The organism is Paracoccus sp. BR5-17, from assembly GCF_055693925.1.
Genome location: NZ_JBVFUV010000003.1, coordinates 2,613,840 through 2,628,357, shown reverse-complemented (window position 1 = coordinate 2,628,357; position 14,518 = coordinate 2,613,840). Strand labels below are relative to the sequence as shown.

18 protein-coding genes and 1 tRNA gene are annotated in these 14,518 nt (G+C 69.9%); 11 read left to right on the top strand and 8 right to left on the bottom strand.

Translation table 11 applies throughout. The features are described 5' to 3' along the window. The first annotated feature begins 23 nt into the window (after nt 1-23). Nucleotides 24-854: a serine O-acetyltransferase gene (gene cysE / locus ACZ1HC_RS14540; protein WP_472700592.1), complete on the top strand. Its 831-nt coding sequence runs from the start codon at nt 24-26 to the stop codon at nt 852-854. On the opposite strand, the gene ACZ1HC_RS14535 is transcribed toward cysE, so the two are convergent. Then, nucleotides 845-1,909: a quinone-dependent dihydroorotate dehydrogenase gene (locus ACZ1HC_RS14535; protein ID WP_472700591.1), complete on the bottom strand. Its 1,065-nt coding sequence runs from the start codon at nt 1,907-1,909 to the stop codon at nt 845-847. The two genes, cysE and ACZ1HC_RS14535, sit on opposite strands and share 10 nt — an antisense overlap. Then, nucleotides 1,906-2,241, bottom strand: a complete 336-nt coding sequence (locus tag ACZ1HC_RS14530) for a DUF952 domain-containing protein (RefSeq protein WP_472700590.1) — start codon at nt 2,239-2,241, stop codon at nt 1,906-1,908. The genes ACZ1HC_RS14535 and ACZ1HC_RS14530 overlap by 4 nt, the downstream gene beginning before the upstream one ends. Nucleotides 2,242-2,389: 148 nt before the next feature. On the opposite strand from ACZ1HC_RS14530, the gene ACZ1HC_RS14525 reads away from it, so the two are divergent. Next, nucleotides 2,390-3,961, top strand: a complete 1,572-nt coding sequence (locus ACZ1HC_RS14525) for a bifunctional metallophosphatase/5'-nucleotidase (RefSeq protein ID WP_472700589.1) — start codon at nt 2,390-2,392, stop codon at nt 3,959-3,961. A gap of 52 nt (nt 3,962-4,013) precedes the next feature. On the opposite strand, the gene ACZ1HC_RS14520 is transcribed toward ACZ1HC_RS14525, so the two are convergent. The 3 genes from ACZ1HC_RS14520 to hisB all read right to left on the bottom strand — a co-directional run bounded on the left by ACZ1HC_RS14520 (nt 4,014) and on the right by hisB (nt 6,522). Next, complete coding sequence (locus tag ACZ1HC_RS14520; RefSeq protein WP_472700588.1) at nt 4,014-5,156, bottom strand: Hint domain-containing protein; 1,143 nt, start codon at nt 5,154-5,156, stop codon at nt 4,014-4,016. A gap of 149 nt (nt 5,157-5,305) precedes the next feature. Further along, entirely contained in the window at nt 5,306-5,935 is a 630-nt protein-coding gene (gene hisH / locus ACZ1HC_RS14515) for an imidazole glycerol phosphate synthase subunit HisH (RefSeq protein WP_472700587.1), read from the bottom strand. Continuing rightward, nucleotides 5,935-6,522 carry an imidazoleglycerol-phosphate dehydratase HisB gene (hisB, locus tag ACZ1HC_RS14510; protein WP_472700586.1) on the bottom strand — a complete coding sequence of 196 codons (588 nt, stop codon included), beginning with the start codon at nt 6,520-6,522 and terminating at the stop codon, nt 5,935-5,937. Before hisB ends, hisH begins: the two co-directional genes overlap by 1 nt. A 115-nt stretch (nt 6,523-6,637) precedes the next feature. Here hisB and ACZ1HC_RS14505 point away from each other — a divergent pair, with 115 nt between their 5' ends. Genes ACZ1HC_RS14505 through ACZ1HC_RS14495 form a run of 3 tightly spaced genes read left to right on the top strand, consistent with a single transcriptional unit; the run spans nt 6,638 to nt 7,859 of the window. Continuing rightward, on the top strand, nt 6,638-7,135 hold the full coding sequence (locus ACZ1HC_RS14505; RefSeq protein WP_472700585.1) for a hypothetical protein: 498 nt from the start codon (nt 6,638-6,640) through the stop codon (nt 7,133-7,135). After that, complete coding sequence (locus ACZ1HC_RS14500) at nt 7,135-7,497, top strand: cell division protein ZapA (protein ID WP_472700584.1); 363 nt, start codon at nt 7,135-7,137, stop codon at nt 7,495-7,497. Before ACZ1HC_RS14505 ends, ACZ1HC_RS14500 begins: the two co-directional genes overlap by 1 nt. A gap of 35 nt (nt 7,498-7,532) precedes the next feature. Next, a complete protein-coding gene (locus ACZ1HC_RS14495; protein ID WP_472700583.1) occupies nt 7,533-7,859 on the top strand; it encodes a hypothetical protein in 327 nt (108 codons plus the stop codon). Here the strand turns inward: ACZ1HC_RS14495 and ACZ1HC_RS14490 are convergent. Further along, nucleotides 7,837-8,610: an alpha/beta fold hydrolase gene (locus ACZ1HC_RS14490; RefSeq protein ID WP_472700582.1), complete on the bottom strand. Its 774-nt coding sequence runs from the start codon at nt 8,608-8,610 to the stop codon at nt 7,837-7,839. The two genes, ACZ1HC_RS14495 and ACZ1HC_RS14490, sit on opposite strands and share 23 nt — an antisense overlap. A gap of 55 nt (nt 8,611-8,665) precedes the next feature. Here ACZ1HC_RS14490 and ACZ1HC_RS14485 point away from each other — a divergent pair, with 55 nt between their 5' ends. Together ACZ1HC_RS14485 and ACZ1HC_RS14480 are read left to right on the top strand one after the other, a co-directional pair. Beyond that, nucleotides 8,666-9,064 (top strand): hypothetical protein, encoded by a 399-nt coding sequence (locus tag ACZ1HC_RS14485; RefSeq protein WP_472700581.1) that lies wholly within the window; start codon nt 8,666-8,668, stop codon nt 9,062-9,064. Between the two features lie 96 nt (nt 9,065-9,160). Continuing rightward, nucleotides 9,161-10,345 carry an MFS transporter gene (locus ACZ1HC_RS14480; RefSeq protein ID WP_472700580.1) on the top strand — a complete coding sequence of 395 codons (1,185 nt, stop codon included), beginning with the start codon at nt 9,161-9,163 and terminating at the stop codon, nt 10,343-10,345. On the opposite strand, the gene ACZ1HC_RS14475 is transcribed toward ACZ1HC_RS14480, so the two are convergent. Then, nucleotides 10,266-11,027, bottom strand: coding sequence for a DUF599 domain-containing protein (locus ACZ1HC_RS14475; protein WP_472700579.1), 762 nt, complete (start codon nt 11,025-11,027; stop codon nt 10,266-10,268). The genes ACZ1HC_RS14480 and ACZ1HC_RS14475 overlap by 80 nt on opposite strands. 166 nt (nt 11,028-11,193) lie before the next feature. Here ACZ1HC_RS14475 and ACZ1HC_RS14470 point away from each other — a divergent pair, with 166 nt between their 5' ends. From ACZ1HC_RS14470 to modC, 4 genes are all read left to right on the top strand, one after another. Next, nucleotides 11,194-11,646, top strand: coding sequence for an Hsp20 family protein (locus ACZ1HC_RS14470; protein ID WP_472700578.1), 453 nt, complete (start codon nt 11,194-11,196; stop codon nt 11,644-11,646). Between the two features lie 199 nt (nt 11,647-11,845). Beyond that, nucleotides 11,846-12,607, top strand: coding sequence for a molybdate ABC transporter substrate-binding protein (modA, locus tag ACZ1HC_RS14465; RefSeq protein ID WP_472700577.1), 762 nt, complete (start codon nt 11,846-11,848; stop codon nt 12,605-12,607). Continuing rightward, complete coding sequence (gene modB, locus ACZ1HC_RS14460; protein WP_472700576.1) at nt 12,604-13,314, top strand: molybdate ABC transporter permease subunit; 711 nt, start codon at nt 12,604-12,606, stop codon at nt 13,312-13,314. Before modA ends, modB begins: the two co-directional genes overlap by 4 nt. Then, nucleotides 13,311-14,435, top strand: coding sequence for a molybdenum ABC transporter ATP-binding protein (modC, locus tag ACZ1HC_RS14455; protein ID WP_472700575.1), 1,125 nt, complete (start codon nt 13,311-13,313; stop codon nt 14,433-14,435). Before modB ends, modC begins: the two co-directional genes overlap by 4 nt. Here modC and ACZ1HC_RS14450 read toward each other — a convergent pair. Continuing rightward, nucleotides 14,433-14,505, bottom strand: a tRNA-Ile gene (locus tag ACZ1HC_RS14450). The two genes, modC and ACZ1HC_RS14450, sit on opposite strands and share 3 nt — an antisense overlap. Nucleotides 14,506-14,518: the final 13 nt, after the last annotated feature.

The following is a 14,518-nucleotide window of genomic DNA, read 5'->3' as shown; positions in this document are numbered from 1 at the left end:
CCGGGATGGCCTGGAGCTGTGACATGAACATGCAAGGCGGCAGCAAGAAGAACCTGGGTCTGGATCGTGACGCGATCTGGGCGCAGTTGCGCGACGAGGCGCGGGCGGCGGTTCATCACGAACCCCTGCTGGGCGCGTTGATCCACGCGGGCCTGCTGCATCACGACAGCATGGAAGGGGCCTTGGCCTACCGGTTCTCGCTGAAGCTTGCCAGCGGCGAGATGAGCGAGCAGATCCTGCGCGAGATCGCCGATCAGGCCTATCGCACCACGCCCGAGCTGGGGGACGCGGCGCGGGCCGACCTGCTGGCCGTCTATGACCGCGACCCGGCGACGCACCGGTTGCTGCAGCCGATCCTGTTCTTCAAGGGCTTCCAGGCGCTGCAGGCCTATCGCATGGCGCATTGGCTGTGGCGCCAGGGACGCTGCGACATGGCCTATTTCGTGCAGATGCGCTGTTCGGAATGCTTCGGCGTGGATATCCATCCGGCGGCGGTCATCGGCACGGGGGTGATGATCGACCACGCCCACTCGATCGTCATCGGCGAGACGGCGACGGTGGGCAACGACGTGTCGATGCTGCATTCCGTCACCCTGGGCGGGACCGGCAAGGAAGATGGCGACCGCCACCCCAAGATCGGCGACGGGGTGATGATCGGTGCCGGCGCCAAGGTGCTGGGAAACATCCGCGTGGGCCATCATTCGCGGATCGCGGCCGGTTCGGTGGTCCTGCACGAGGTTCCGGCCTGCAAGACCGTCGCCGGCGTTCCGGCGCGCGTCATCGGCGACGCGGGGTGCCCCGAGCCGTCGCACAGCATGAACCAGCTTCTGGGCCTGGGCGAGGACTATCTCTGAGACCACTCGGCGGCGCCCGTGCCGCGCAGCCTGTCCAGCGTCGTGCCTGCGTCGCGAAGCCGGTCGTCCAGGCCCCTTGCAATCGTGGCGACAAGCGAGAAGCCCTGGTAGACCAGGGCGGAATAGATCTGCACGGCCGTGGCGCCGGCGCGGATCTTCTCCCACGCATCGTCGGCTGACGACACGCCGCCGACCCCGATGATCGGAACCTTGCCCCCCGACGCGCGATAGAGCCTGGCCAGAACGGCGGTCGAGCACACGAACAGGGGACGGCCCGACAACCCGCCGGCCTGAGCCGCATGGGGCCCGCCGATCCCTTCGCGCGAGAGGGTCGTGTTGGTGGCGATGATGCCGTCGATGCGGCAAGCGGCTGCAACCGCGGCGATCTCGTCGATCTCGGCATCGGTCAGATCCGGGGCGATCTTCAGAAAGATCGGGCGTGGCGAGGGCAGCCTGTCGCGCGCCTCGAGAACGCCGCGCAGAAGCGCCGCCAGGGCATCGGCGCCCTGAAGGTCGCGCAGGCGTTCGGTATTGGGGGACGAGACGTTGACGGTCAGGAAATCCGCGGCCGTCCCGACAAGGTCCACCACCGCCGCGAAATCGGCGGCGCGGTCCGCGCTGTCCTTGTTCGCCCCGATGTTCAACCCGACCGGAATGCCGCCCGGCCGCGCGGCCAGTCGCGCGGCAATGGCATGGGCCCCGTCGTTGTTGAACCCGAAGCGGTTGATGATCGCCCGATCCCGGGCCAGCCGGAACAGGCGCGGCTTGGGATTGCCCGGCTGGGGACGGGGCGTCGCGGCGCCCAGTTCGATGAAGCCGAAGCCCGCCCGCATGAGCGGCGCCACGGCCTTGGCGTTCTTGTCATAGCCCGCGGCGAGGCCGATCGGGTTGGGCAAGTCCAGTCCGGCAAGCCGGGTCCGCAGCCGGTCCGAGGTGACAGGCTGGCCCGGCAGGGGAACGAGGCCCGCCGACAAGGCGTGCAGCGACAGGTCGTGCGCGCGTTCCGGATCCAGCCGATGCAGCGCGGCAAGGCCCAGCTTCTCGACCAGCCTCATTCCAGAGGCCCCGTCTCGTGGCCGTGGCTGCCGCAGCGGATGATCCGCCACCAGGCGATGTCGTGCAGGGCCAGCCGGCGATAGAGGTGCGGGAACAGGTCGCCGCCGCGCGAGGGTTCCCAGCGGAGGTCGCGGCCCAGGCGGGCCGCGTCGCAGGCCAGCAGCACCAGATCGCCTTCCTGGCCGAAGTGCCTGGAAAGGGTGCCTTCCAGTTGCGCCGCAGTTGAGAAATGCACGAAGCCGTCGGCCAGATCGACCGGCGCGCCCGCCGTCGTTCCGGCGGCTTGCAGATCGTCCCATTCCGCCGGGCGGAGAACCTTGTAGATCATCATGCCCGCATTTGCAGCGGGACGGGGTTGCGGGTCAAGCGGCGGCATCGTCATTTGACCGATGCGGATGCATCGGCCAATCTTCCCCTCGACCGACCCGGGGAAGAAAAGGAATCACCGATGCCAAGTCGTTTTCTGACCGCCGTTCTCGATGGCGGCGCTGTTTGCGGGCGCGGCCCAGGCCGAGACCGTGCTGCATGTCCTGCACACCAACGACCTGCACAGCCGGATCGAGCCGATCAACGCCTATGACAGCACCTGCGATGCCGAAACCATCGCCGCGGGAGAATGCTTCGGAGGCGTCGCCCGGGTTGCCGCCAAGGTCAAGGAACTGCGCGACGGGATCACCGCCGAGGGCGGCAACGTGATCGTGCTGGACGCAGGCGACCAGTATCAGGGGTCGCTGTTCTACACCACCTACAAGGGCAAGGACGTGGCCGAGTTCATGACGGCCATCGGCTATGACGCCATGGCGGTCGGCAACCACGAATTCGACGATGGCCCCGAAGGACTGGCGGTGCTTGCCGACGGGGTCGAGTTTCCGGTCCTGTCCGGCAACCTGGATCTGTCGCAGTCGAACGTGCTGAAGGGCAAGGTCGAGAACACCGTGACGCTGGATCTGGGGGGCGAGAAGATCGGCATCGTCTCGGCCCTGGCCATGGACACGCCGGAAACCGCCTCGCCCGGTCACAACGTGATCTTCCAGGACGACATCGAGAGCCTGAAGGCGGATGTGCAGGAACTGACCGACCAGGGCGTGAACAAGATCATCGCCCTGACCCATGTCGGCTATCTGCGCGATCAGGATTTCGCCCGCGAGGTGCCGGGCCTGGACGCGGTGATCGGCGGGCATTCCCACACGCTTCTGGGCGACATGGAGGATGCCGAGGGTCCCTATCCCACCATGGTCGAAGGCCCCGAAGGCGCCCAGGTTCCCGTCGCCACCGCCTATGCCTATTCGAAATATCTGGGCCACCTGACGCTGACCTTCGACGACGAGGGAAAGCTGACCAAGGTCGAGGGGCAGCCGATCCTTCTGGACGCCTCGGTGCCCGAGGACGAAGCCATCGCCGCGCGCGTCAAGGAGATGGCCGCGCCGATCGAGGAACTGCGCCAGACCGTCGTCGCCGAAACCGCGGCCCCCATCGACGGCGACCGCAACAGCTGCCGCGTCCGGGAATGCGAGATGGGGAACCTGGTGGCCGAGGCCATGCTGGATCGCGTCCGGGACCAGGGCATTACCATCGCCATCGCCAATGGCGGCGGGCTGCGCGCGTCCATCGACCAGGGTCCGGTGACGATGGGCGAGGTCTATACGGTCCTGCCGTTCCAGAACACGCTGGCCACCTTCCAGTTGAAGGGTTCGGATGTCGTCGCGGCCCTGGAAAACGGCGCCAGCCAGTACGAGGAAGCCGCAGGTCGTTTCGCGCAGGTCGCCGGGTTGAAATACACTGTCGATCCGTCAGCGGAAGCCGGCAGCAGGATCAGCGAGGTGATGGTCATGCAGGACGGGGAATGGCAGCCCATCGATCCCGCGGCCACCTACGGCGTCGTCTCGAACAACTACATGCGCGCGGGCGGGGACGGCTACGAGGTCTTCGCGACCGAGGCCCAGAACCCCTATGACTTCGGTCCCGATCTGGCCGAGGTCACGGCCGCCTATCTGGGGGCGCAGGATGGCGCCTATACTCCGGCCACAGATGGGCGCATCACGGTAAAGTGAAATCAGGATTGCTCCGGCGGCGGCACCGCTGCCGAAGCCGGGGCATCCCGCCTCACAAGGGTTCGACCAGACGGCGCCTGCCAAGGTTGCGGCGCTGACGGTCGGCCAGTTGCCGCGCCTCGCGACCGCTGAGCAGCCGCCGGGCCGGGCGGGTCGCGTCGTGGCCCAGAAGGTGGGGGAACAACGACCGGATCTCGTGCCGGGCGGCCTCGCTGACCGCCTTCAGGGCCTCGGGTCCGGTGAACAGGCTTTCGGTCCAGGCGCCGTCCGACAGGACGATCTCGTGCCGGTCGAACAGCAGGTGGAAATAGGTCACGCCCGCTTCCGGGACCGCCACCTCGATGCCCGGCAGGCCCGCCAGGTGTTTTGCCGCCACCAGGATTTCCCCCGCGTCGAACAGCCGGTGCGCGATGCGCGAGCGGACCAGCACCCGGTGTTGCGGCGACACCGTCAGATCGCGGCAGGGGCACCCGTCCCCCAAGGCGCCCTGCCGGATCGCGATGGGGCGCAGGTTCGGCCTCAGATCCAGCCCCTCGCGCGTCACGTGACAGCCGCCCTGCCACCGCACCGGCTGCAGCCCGTGATCGCGCGTCAGCACCAGGTCGCCGGTGCGAAGCAGTTCGACCGGGCGCGGGCTGGTCCCGGTTTCGATCAGCGTGCCCAGGGCGAAACAGGCGACCTTCGGATAGGCGATCGAGGCGTAGCTGCTTCCGAAGGGCTGCACGCTCAGCGCCTTGTAGGACGTGGTCGGGCTGAAGACCGGAACGGTTCCGTCCGGCCGCGGCATCGCCAGCAGCAGCACCGACTGGCGCCCGCCCAGTTCGGCCCCGAAGGCGCCCGAGACCAGCTTGCGGGGAAAGATCGCCAGGAACTGGTCATAGCGGCCGTCCGCATTGGCCGTCTGGCTCTGGATGACGGTGCCGACGTGATAGGCCAGCTGCGTTCCGGCGGGGGTGGGCTGGGGGTCGTTGCCAAAGGTGAAGGGCGCGGTCAGGGTCTGCCCGGTTTCGCCGGGGGTATAGCGGCCGCTGTCGAACCGCTCGTCGTCGTCGCGGATGGTGATGTTCGACAGGCTCAGCCCCGGCATCGCGATGGTCTTGCCCAGCAGGTTGGACCAGGGCGCCTGTTCGCCGTTACCCGATGAAGCCGTCGTGATGCGCTGCGAGACCGTCAGTACGGTGAACTGGTAATCCATGCGCCCGTCGCCCCCGACCTTCCGTCAGCCCCGCCCTGCCAAGCCCCGCCACACCCGCGCCCGACATCCGGGACGGCCCCGGAAGACCGTAGGCGCAAAAGGGTTAACGAAGCGTTAACATCGGTTTACGGGATCGCAAGGAACGGGCCTCAGGGCTTCCAGCCCAGGAAGTTGGCGATCAGCCGCAATCCGACCGCCTGCGATTTTTCCGGATGGAACTGGGTGCCCACGATGTTGTCGCGTCCGATGACGGCGGTGACGGGACCGTCGTAATCCACATGCGCCAGAAGATCCGCCGGATCGGCGACGCGGAACTGCCAGCTGTGGACGAAATAGGCGTGGTCGCCCGTCGCGATCCCGTCCAGCACCGGGTGGGGGCGGTCGATGACCAGGTCGTTCCAGCCCATGTGCGGCACCTTCAGGCCCGGCGCCGCGATGGCCTGGACCTCTCCGCGGATCCAGTCCAGCCCGGGGGTCCGGCGGTATTCGTGCCCGGTGGTGGCCAGCATCTGCATTCCCACGCAAATGCCCATGAAGGGCACGCCGCGCCCCAGGACCGCCTCGCGCAGCGCCTCGGCCATGCCGTCCACCTCGCCCAGGGCGGTGCGGCAGGCGGGGAAGGCGCCGTCGCCCGGCAGCACGATGCGGTCGGCCCGGGCGGCCACCTGCGGGTCCGACGTCACCACGATCTCGGCCCCCGCCTCGCGGCCCATCAGCTGGAACGCCTTTTCGGCGGAATGCAGGTTCCCGCTGTCATAGTCGATCAGCGCGACCCGCATCACAGCGCCCCCTTGGTCGATGGCAGGACGCCGGCCATGCGGGGGTCGGGCTCGACCGCCTCGCGCAGCGCGCGGGCCACGGCCTTGAAGGCGGCCTCGGCGATGTGGTGGCTGTTGATGCCGTGGAGGCAATCCACGTGCAGGGTGATGCCGCCATGCGTGGACAGCGCCTGGAAGAACTCGCGCACCAGCTGGGTGTCGAAGCTGCCGATCGTCTGGGTCGGGAAATCGACGTTCCAGACCAGATACGGCCGCGCGGAAAGATCAAGCGCCGCCCGCACCAGCGAATCGTCCATCGCCAGCAGAAAGCTGCCATAGCGGCGGATGCCCCTCTTGTCGCCAAGCGCCCGCGACAGGGCCTGGCCGATGGCGATGCCGGTATCCTCGACCGTGTGGTGGTCGTCCACGTGCAGGTCGCCCTTGGCGCGGATCGTCAGGTCGATCAGCGAATGGCGCGACAGCTGGTCCAGCATGTGATCGAAGAAGCCCACGCCCGTCCGGTTGTCATAGACGCCGCTGCCGTCAAGGTTCAGCGCGACCTCGATCTGCGTCTCGGCGGTGGTGCGGGTGAGGGTGGCTTCGCGCATGGGGGATCCTTTCGTCGCCGCCTTATAGGGCGCGGCAGCCGGCGCGCCAAGCCGGCAGGCTTGTCATGGGGCGGTGGCGATGCCACAACCGGAGAACGCCAAGAAAGGACCGCCGATGAGCGATATCTCTGTCAGCGAACGCCGCCTCAGTGCCGCCCTGGATCGGATAGGCCAGTTTCTCGACCGCGGCGGGATGGCCGCCCCGGGCCCCGATCAGGATCTGCGCGCCGAGCTTGAGGCGGCGCAGGCCCGCATCGACGAGCTGACCGAGCGTCTGGGGCAGCACGACATGGCCGAACAGGCCGCCCGGCTGGCCGCCGCCAATGACGAGCTTGCGGCCGCGAACCGGGCATTGATCGAGGCGGTGGCGGGCGGAAACAATGCGGTCGAGGCCGTGAGCCAGGCGCTGGAGGCCGAGATCGAGGCGCTGCGCGCCGCCCGCGCCGCCGAGGCCGCGCAGCTTGGCGCCCTGATGGCCGAGGTCGAGCGGCTGCTGGGCGAGGAGGTCATGCAGGCCGCAGCCCCCGCCGCCACCACCATCCCCGAGATCGCCGGCGATGCGGGCGGCGTGCCGGAAACCCAGGACGACGACATGACCGAGGAGAACCGCTGATGGCCGAGGTCGATTTCACCATCGGGCACAAGGAATACCGTCTGGCCGCCCAGGACGGCGAGGAACGGTTGCTGCAACGCGCCGCCGCCCTTCTGGATGCCGAGGCCAGGCACATCCTGGCGCAGGCCGGCCGCACGCCCGAGCCGCGCCTGCTGCTGCTGGCGGGGCTGATGCTGGCCGACAAGGTCGCCACCCTCGAGGAGCGGGCCGAAAAGGCCGAACGCCACCTGAACCGGCTGCAGGCCAACCCGACGCGGATCGAGGTGCCGGTGATCCCCTCGGATCTGAAGGAGGCGATGGCCGAACTGGCGGCGCGGGCCGAATCCCTGGCCGACCGGCTCGAGGAGCAGGGCGGCCGTTAACGGCTTCTTAAGGCCGGGGGTGGCAGGGTCGCGCCATGCGCTGCCTTGTCCTGCTGATGATCCTGTCCGCCTGCGCCAGTCCCTCGCCCCGGATGGCGGGGGCGCTGCGCCACGACATCCGCCTGGAAGGCGTCGATTTCGCCGTCTTCCACCGCGACGACCGGGCCGAGGTGATCCGCATGACCTTCGTGACCCGGCCCCGAAGCCGCGACATCTCCCGCCTGATGGCCGAAGCCGCCGCCCGGACCACCGGATGCGAGGTGATCCCCTTCAGCGGCAGGGCATTGGTCTCCGGGGACACCGGGGTGGCCCGTTTCGACCTGGACTGCTGGGGCGTCCTCAGCCCGCGTCCAGGAAGCTAGCCAGGATCCCGGCCACGGCTTCCGGGGCGTCGGCGTGCAGCCAGTGCCCCGCGCCCTTCACGCGGACCACGCGGGCCTGCGGGAAATGGGCGCGCAGCGCCGCCTGGCCATCCTCGGTGACATAGTCCGACCGCTCGCCCGCGACCTCCAGCACCGGGCCGTCGAAGCTGGCCTTCGGCAGATCCGCGGGCCAGCCCAGGATCCGGTCCATCTGGTCGCGCAGCACCGGCAGGTTCAGCCGCCATGCCTTGGCTTCCGACTTCAGATCCAGCGATTGCAGCAGGAAGGCGCGGACCCCGGGGTCGTCCACATGCCGGGCCAGCAGCGCGTCGGCCGTGCTGCGGCGGTCCACGCGCGCCAGATCCACGGATTCCATCGCGTCGATCAGATGCACCTGGGTGTGGCCATAGGCGACGGGGGCGATGTCCAGCACGGCCAGCTTGCGCAGCAGGTCGGGCCGCGTCAGGGCCAGCACCATCGCCGCCTTGCCGCCCATCGAATGTCCTGCCACGTCGGCCCGCCCGCCCAGCCCTTCGATCAGCCGCGCCAGATCCTCGGCCATCGCCGGATAGCCGTGGTCGGGATCGCGGAAGCTGTCGCCGTGGTTGCGCATGTCGACGGCGACGACGCGCCGCCCTTCCGCCAGCCTGCGGGCCAGGGCGCCCAGGTTGCGGCCCTGTCCGAACAGCCCGTGGACCAGCAGGACCGGCAGTCCCCCGGAGGCGCCGGTGATGGTGTGATTCAGCATCATGGCCGCGATCCTAGATCGTCTGGCGCGGCCCTGCCAGTGCGGCTAGGATGCCGCCATGACCCGACACGCAACCGGCCCCGACGACATCCGCGACATGGCAGACGAGGTCGCGCGCCTGATCGCCGCCCGTCTTGGCGGCGCCCGGCGGGGCGAACGGCCGTCGCTGGCGGTGATGCTGCGCCGCCGGGGCGGGGCGCTGCCGCGCAGGCTGCGCAAGAAGGCCTGGCTGCTGGCGGTGGCCGACCAGCAGTCCGCCCAGCCCAGGATCGCCCACCAGCTTGACCTGCAGGGCCTGTCGCGCGCCCATCAGGCGCTGGTCGCCCATCTGCAGCCGCTTGGGGAACTGTCGCGCTGGCAGGGCCGGGCGATCGGCTTCGCCGCCTCGGTCACGCTGGGGCTGATGGTGCTGGCGGGAGCGGTGATCTGGATCATGGTCTGGCGCGGCCACCTGTGACGGTTGCGTTTCCTGCAAGGCAGGGTTACGGGCGGGGGCCTTGCCTTCGCTGCGCCGCAGCGTGATGTTAGGGCAAACGTCCACGGGAACACGCGCATGACCCCACAGCGAAACTTCCGCCATGCCGTCCTGGCGCTGGCGCTTGGCGCCTTTGCCATCGGCACCTCGGAATTCGCGGCGATGGGGCTTCTGCCCTATTTCGCCGACGATCTGGGCATATCCGAGCCGCAGGCGGGCCATGTCATCAGCGCCTACGCCCTGGGGGTCGTGATCGGCGCGCCGCTGACCTCGGTGATGGGGGCGCGGCTGCCGCGCCGCCGCTATCTGGCAGCGCTGATGGCGTTCTATGGGGTGATGAACCTGGCCGCGGCGGCCCTGCCGGGCCTGGCGGCGCTGACCGGGATGCGCTTTCTGGCGGGCCTGCCGCATGGCGGGTTCCTGGGGGTGGCGATGCTTTACGCGGCCGACGCCCTGCCGCGCGAACACCGCGCGCGGGGCGCCGCGCAGGTCATCATGGGCCTGACCATCGCCAATATCGTCGGGGTGCCGCTGGCCGGCTGGCTGGGCCAGAGCGTCGGCTGGCGGTGGGGCTTCGCCCTGCCGGGCCTGATCGCGCTGCTGTCGGCCTGGCTGATCCTGAAGGTCGCGCCCCGCGCCGGCGGCAACCCCCATGCCCGCCCCTGGGACGAGCTTCAGGCCCTGCGCAATCCCCGCGTCCTGTGGCTGCTGGCCGTCGGCGCGATCGGCTTTGGCGGGTTCTTCGCCGTGTATGCCTTCCTCACTGCCGCGATGATCGCCACCACCGACGCGCCGGCCTATGCCATTCCGCTGGCTCTTGGGGTGTTCGGCATCGGCGGCACGCTGGGCACCTGGGCCGCGGGACGGGTGACAGAACGCCTGGGCCAGATCCGCGCGGCCTATGTCACGCTGGCCGCGATGGCGGCGACGCAGGGCTTTGCCTCGCTGGCGGTGGGCCACTGGCAGATGATGGTGCTGTCGTCGTTCCTGCTGGCGGCGGGGGCGGGGCTGGTGATCCCGTTGCAGACCCGGCTGATGGACGTGGCGGGACGCGCGCAGAACATGGCCGCGGCGATGAACCACGCGGCCTTCAACGCCGCCAATGCGCTGGGGCCGTTCCTGGCCGGGCTGGCCCTGGCCGCCGGCTGGGGCTGGGCCTCGAGCGGCTATGTCGGCATCGCGCTTACGGCGGCGGGGGCGGTGGTGCTGACGCTGGCAGTCTGGCATGATCGGGCAAGCGCGGCGGTGGCAGACTGCGCATGATGACCTGGCGCGAGGTCGAGGCGAATTCGCGCCGCCAAGTCACGTAGAACACCACCCCGATGCCCAGCATCAGCGCCCAGGGCCCCGCCAGCCAGGCCAGCGACCCAAGCGCGAAATAGACGCTGCGCAGGCCGGCGTTGAAGCTGCGCGCGGCGGTGATGTTCAGATCCGCCGCCTGCATCGCCCGGTCGCGCGCCACCGGGTCGCGGGGATCGTTCGGCACCGCGGCCATCATGATCGCGCAATAGCCGAACAGCCGGTGCGCCCAGACGAATTTCAGGAAGGCGTTGACGACGAAGAACAGCGTCACCAGCAGCTTCAGTTCCCACAGGGTCGCGCCCGCCCCGTCAGGGGCCAGCCGTTCCGCCAGCCCGCGCAGCGGATCGGTGTTGCCGATCAGCGCCAGGATCCCGCCAGTGGCGATCATGCAGGCAGACGCGAAGAAGGCGGTCCCCTCGCGCAGGCTGGACAGGATGTTGCCGTCGAAGATGCGCGGGTCGCGGGTGACGAACTGCTCCATCCACTCGCGGCGGAACCGCGTCATCAGGACCGAGACCGACGGCTTGCCCGCAGGCGGGCGCTCGGTGAACCAGCCGATTCCGAACCAGATCGCGAACAGCAGGACAAGCGCCCCCAGATCGGGCAGCGACAGCGACGAGGGCAGGGTAGACAGCAGCTCCATGCCCCATTCTAGCGCCGTTCACAGATGCTTGAAAAGGCGGTCCGGGGGTCTTGAACCGCCACTGGCGGGTTCTAGATTCAGGTCACCGGCGGCCGGATCGGCGCCGGTGACACCGCCGCCCGGCTACCGGGGGCACAGACTGCATCGCTTGTGAAGGATGTACGCCATGCGCAATTTTGACCTGACCCCGCTTTATCGTGCCTCGGTCGGCTTCGACCGCCTTGCCGACGTGATGGACCGCGCCCTGTCTGCCGACGTCTCGGCCCCGACCTATCCGCCCTACAACATCGAGAAGACGGGCGAGGACGCCTATCGCATCTCGATCGCCGTGGCCGGCTTTGCCGCCGATGATCTGAACGTCGAGGTCCGCGACGGCGCCGTGATCGTGTCGGCCCGCAAGGCCGAGGAGGACGACGGCCGCACCTACCTGCATCGCGGCATCGCGACCCGCGCGTTCGAGCGCAAGTTCACCCTGGCCGATCACGTGCGCGTCGAAGGCGCCAGCCATGTGGACGGGATGCTGCACATCGACCTGGTCCGCGAGATCCCCGAGGCCCTGAAGCCCCGCCGGATCGAGATCGCCAAGGCCGCGCCCAAGGTCGAACATCTGGACGCCTGAAGGCAACCGGACGGCTTCCGCTCCGTGAAGCCCGATGCCCGCCGGTCCCCCGGCGGGCATTCTCCATGCCGCGATCTTCGGGCCTGATCCCGGCGCCGCGCAGGGCCCGGCGTCCCCCCCGCAAGCCCAAGATAAGGCTTGCGCCGTCCCGGGCTTCCGGCGTTATATCCCGCCGGACACATCCCCGTCGGAGAGGGCCATGATCGCGTCGCGCGGGATAACGCTTGCCTGCCTCGTGCTGTCTGCCGCGCCGCTGCCGCTGTTGGCCGACGAGGTGACGGTCTTCGCCGCCGCCAGCCTGACCGAGGCCCTGGACCGGCTGGCCCGCGACTGGAAGGCCGAAACGGGCCACACCGCCGTTCTCTCCTATGCCGGGTCCTCGGTCCTGGCCCGGCAGATCGCCGAGGGCGCCCCGGCGGACATCTTCATCTCGGCCAGCCCCGACTGGATGGACCGGCTTCAGGCCTCGGGCGACATCCGGCAGGACACGCGCCGCGACCTTCTGGGCAACAGCCTGGTGCTGATCGCGCATGGCCGGGCCAAGCCGGTGGCCATCGACGCGACGCTGGATCTGCCCGCGTTGCTGGACGGCGGAAGGCTGTCGATGGCGATGGTGGACAGCGTGCCGGCGGGCATCTATGGCAAGGCGGCGCTGACCCATCTGGGCCTGTGGCAGGACGTCGCGCCGATGGTCGCGCAGTCCGACAACGTGCGCACCGCCCTGGCCTTCGTGGCGCGGAACGAGGCGCCGCTGGGCATCGTCTATGCCACCGACGCGGTCGTGCAGGACAACGTGACCGTCATCGGCACCTTCCCCGCGGACAGCCACCCGCCGATCACCTATCCCGCCGCCCTGACCGCGCAAGCCGACAGCGGCGCGGCGCAGGCCTTCCTGGACTACCTGTCCTCGGACGCCGCCGCGCCGGTCTGGCGGGCCTTCGGCTTCACCGTTCCCCGATGATCGCGGCGCTGTCGGGCTGGCTGGGTCCCGCGGAGTGGCAGGCGGTGCGGCTGTCGCTGCTGGTCGGGGCGGTCGCCACGCTGGCCAGCCTGCCGGCGGGCGTCCTGATGGCCTATGCCCTGGCCCGCTGGCGCTTTCCGGGCAGGCAGATCCTCAACGGCCTTGTCCACCTGCCGCTGATCCTGCCGCCGGTGGCGACGGGCTATCTGCTGCTGGTGACCTTCGGGCGGCGCGGGCCGGTGGGCCAGCTTCTGGATCAGTGGTTCGGGATCGTGCTGTCCTTCCGCTGGACCGGCGCGGCGCTTGCCGCCGCCATCATGGCCTTTCCGCTGATGGTCCGCGCCATCCGCCTGGCCATCGAGGCCGTGGATCCCCGGCTTGAACAGGCCGCCAGCACCCTGGGCGCGCGCCCGTCGATGGTGTTCCTGACGGTGACGCTGCCGCTGATGCTGCCCGGCATCCTGGCCGGCGCGATCCTGGCCTTCGCCAAGGCTCTGGGCGAATTCGGCGCCACCATCACCTTCGTGTCGAACATCCCCGGCCAGACGCAGACCCTGCCTTCCGCCATCTATGCCTTCCTGCAGGTTCCGGGGGCCGAGGGCGCGGCGGCGCGGCTGGTCCTGGTGTCGGTGGCCATCGCGATGGGCGCGCTGATCCTGTCGGAATACCTCGCGCGCCGCGTCGCCCGGCGGGTGGCGGGCGCATGACGCTTCAGGTCCGGCTGTCGCACCGCCTTGCCGGCTTCACGCTGGACGTGGACTTCCAGGCCCCGCCGGGGCTGACGGTCCTGTTCGGGCCGTCGGGCTCGGGCAAGACCACGGTCGTCAACGCCGTGGCGGGGCTGCTGCGCCCCGACCGGGGGCGGATCGCGGTGGACGACTGGGTGCTGCTGGACAGCGCCGCGCGCCGGGCGCTGCCGCCCCACCGCCGCCGCCTGGGCTATGTCTTCCAGGAGGGGCGGCTGTTTCCCCATCTCTCGGTCCGCCAGAACCTGCTTTACGGTGGCTGGTTCGCGCCGCGCGGGACAGCCCGTCCGGACATGGCGCGGGTGGTCGAGATGCTGGGCATCGGCCCGCTGCTGGACCGCCGCCCCGGCGCCCTGTCGGGGGGCGAGAAAAGCCGCGTCGCCATCGGCCGCGCCCTGCTGGCCGCGCCGCGCCTGATCCTGGCGGACGAGCCTCTGGCCGCCCTGGACGAGCCCCGCAAGGCCGAGATCCTGCCCTATTTCGAACGCCTGCGCGACGAGGGGGGTGTGCCGATCCTCTATGTCAGCCACGCCACGGCCGAGGTGGCGCGGCTGGCCACGACCGTCGTGGCGCTGCGGGCGGGCCGGGTCGTCGCCGTCGGCCCTCCCGACCGGGTGCTGGGGGACGCGGGCGCGGTGGGGGGCGACACCGCCTCGGTCCTGGCGGCGCGGGTGATCGTGCACGAGGACGACGGGCTGACGCGGCTGGGAACGGCGGGCGGGACCGTCTTCGTGACGCGGCTGGATGCGGCGCCGGGCGCGAGCCTGCGCCTGCGCGTGGATTCGCGCAACGTCATCCTGTCGCGCACCTGCCCAAGGGGCATCTCGGCGCTGAACATCCTTCGCGGCCAGATCATCGCCATCGCCCCCGAGCCGGGCCCCCATGCGCAGGTCACGCTGGCCTTCGGGACCGACCGCCTGACCGCGCGCATCACGCGCCGCTCGCTGGCGCAGATGGACCTGGCGCCCGGACAGACCTGCCATGCGATCCTGAAGACCGTGGCGCTCGACCCGGGCGATCTGGGGCCCGCCCTGGCGAAACCGGCGGCAGGCGACGCTTCGGGCAGCGCCCGGCTGCGGTAGGCCCGGAGGGACTCGAACCCCCAACCAAGGCGTTATGAGCGCCCTGCTCTGACCATTGAGCTACAGGCCCGGCCGTCCATCCG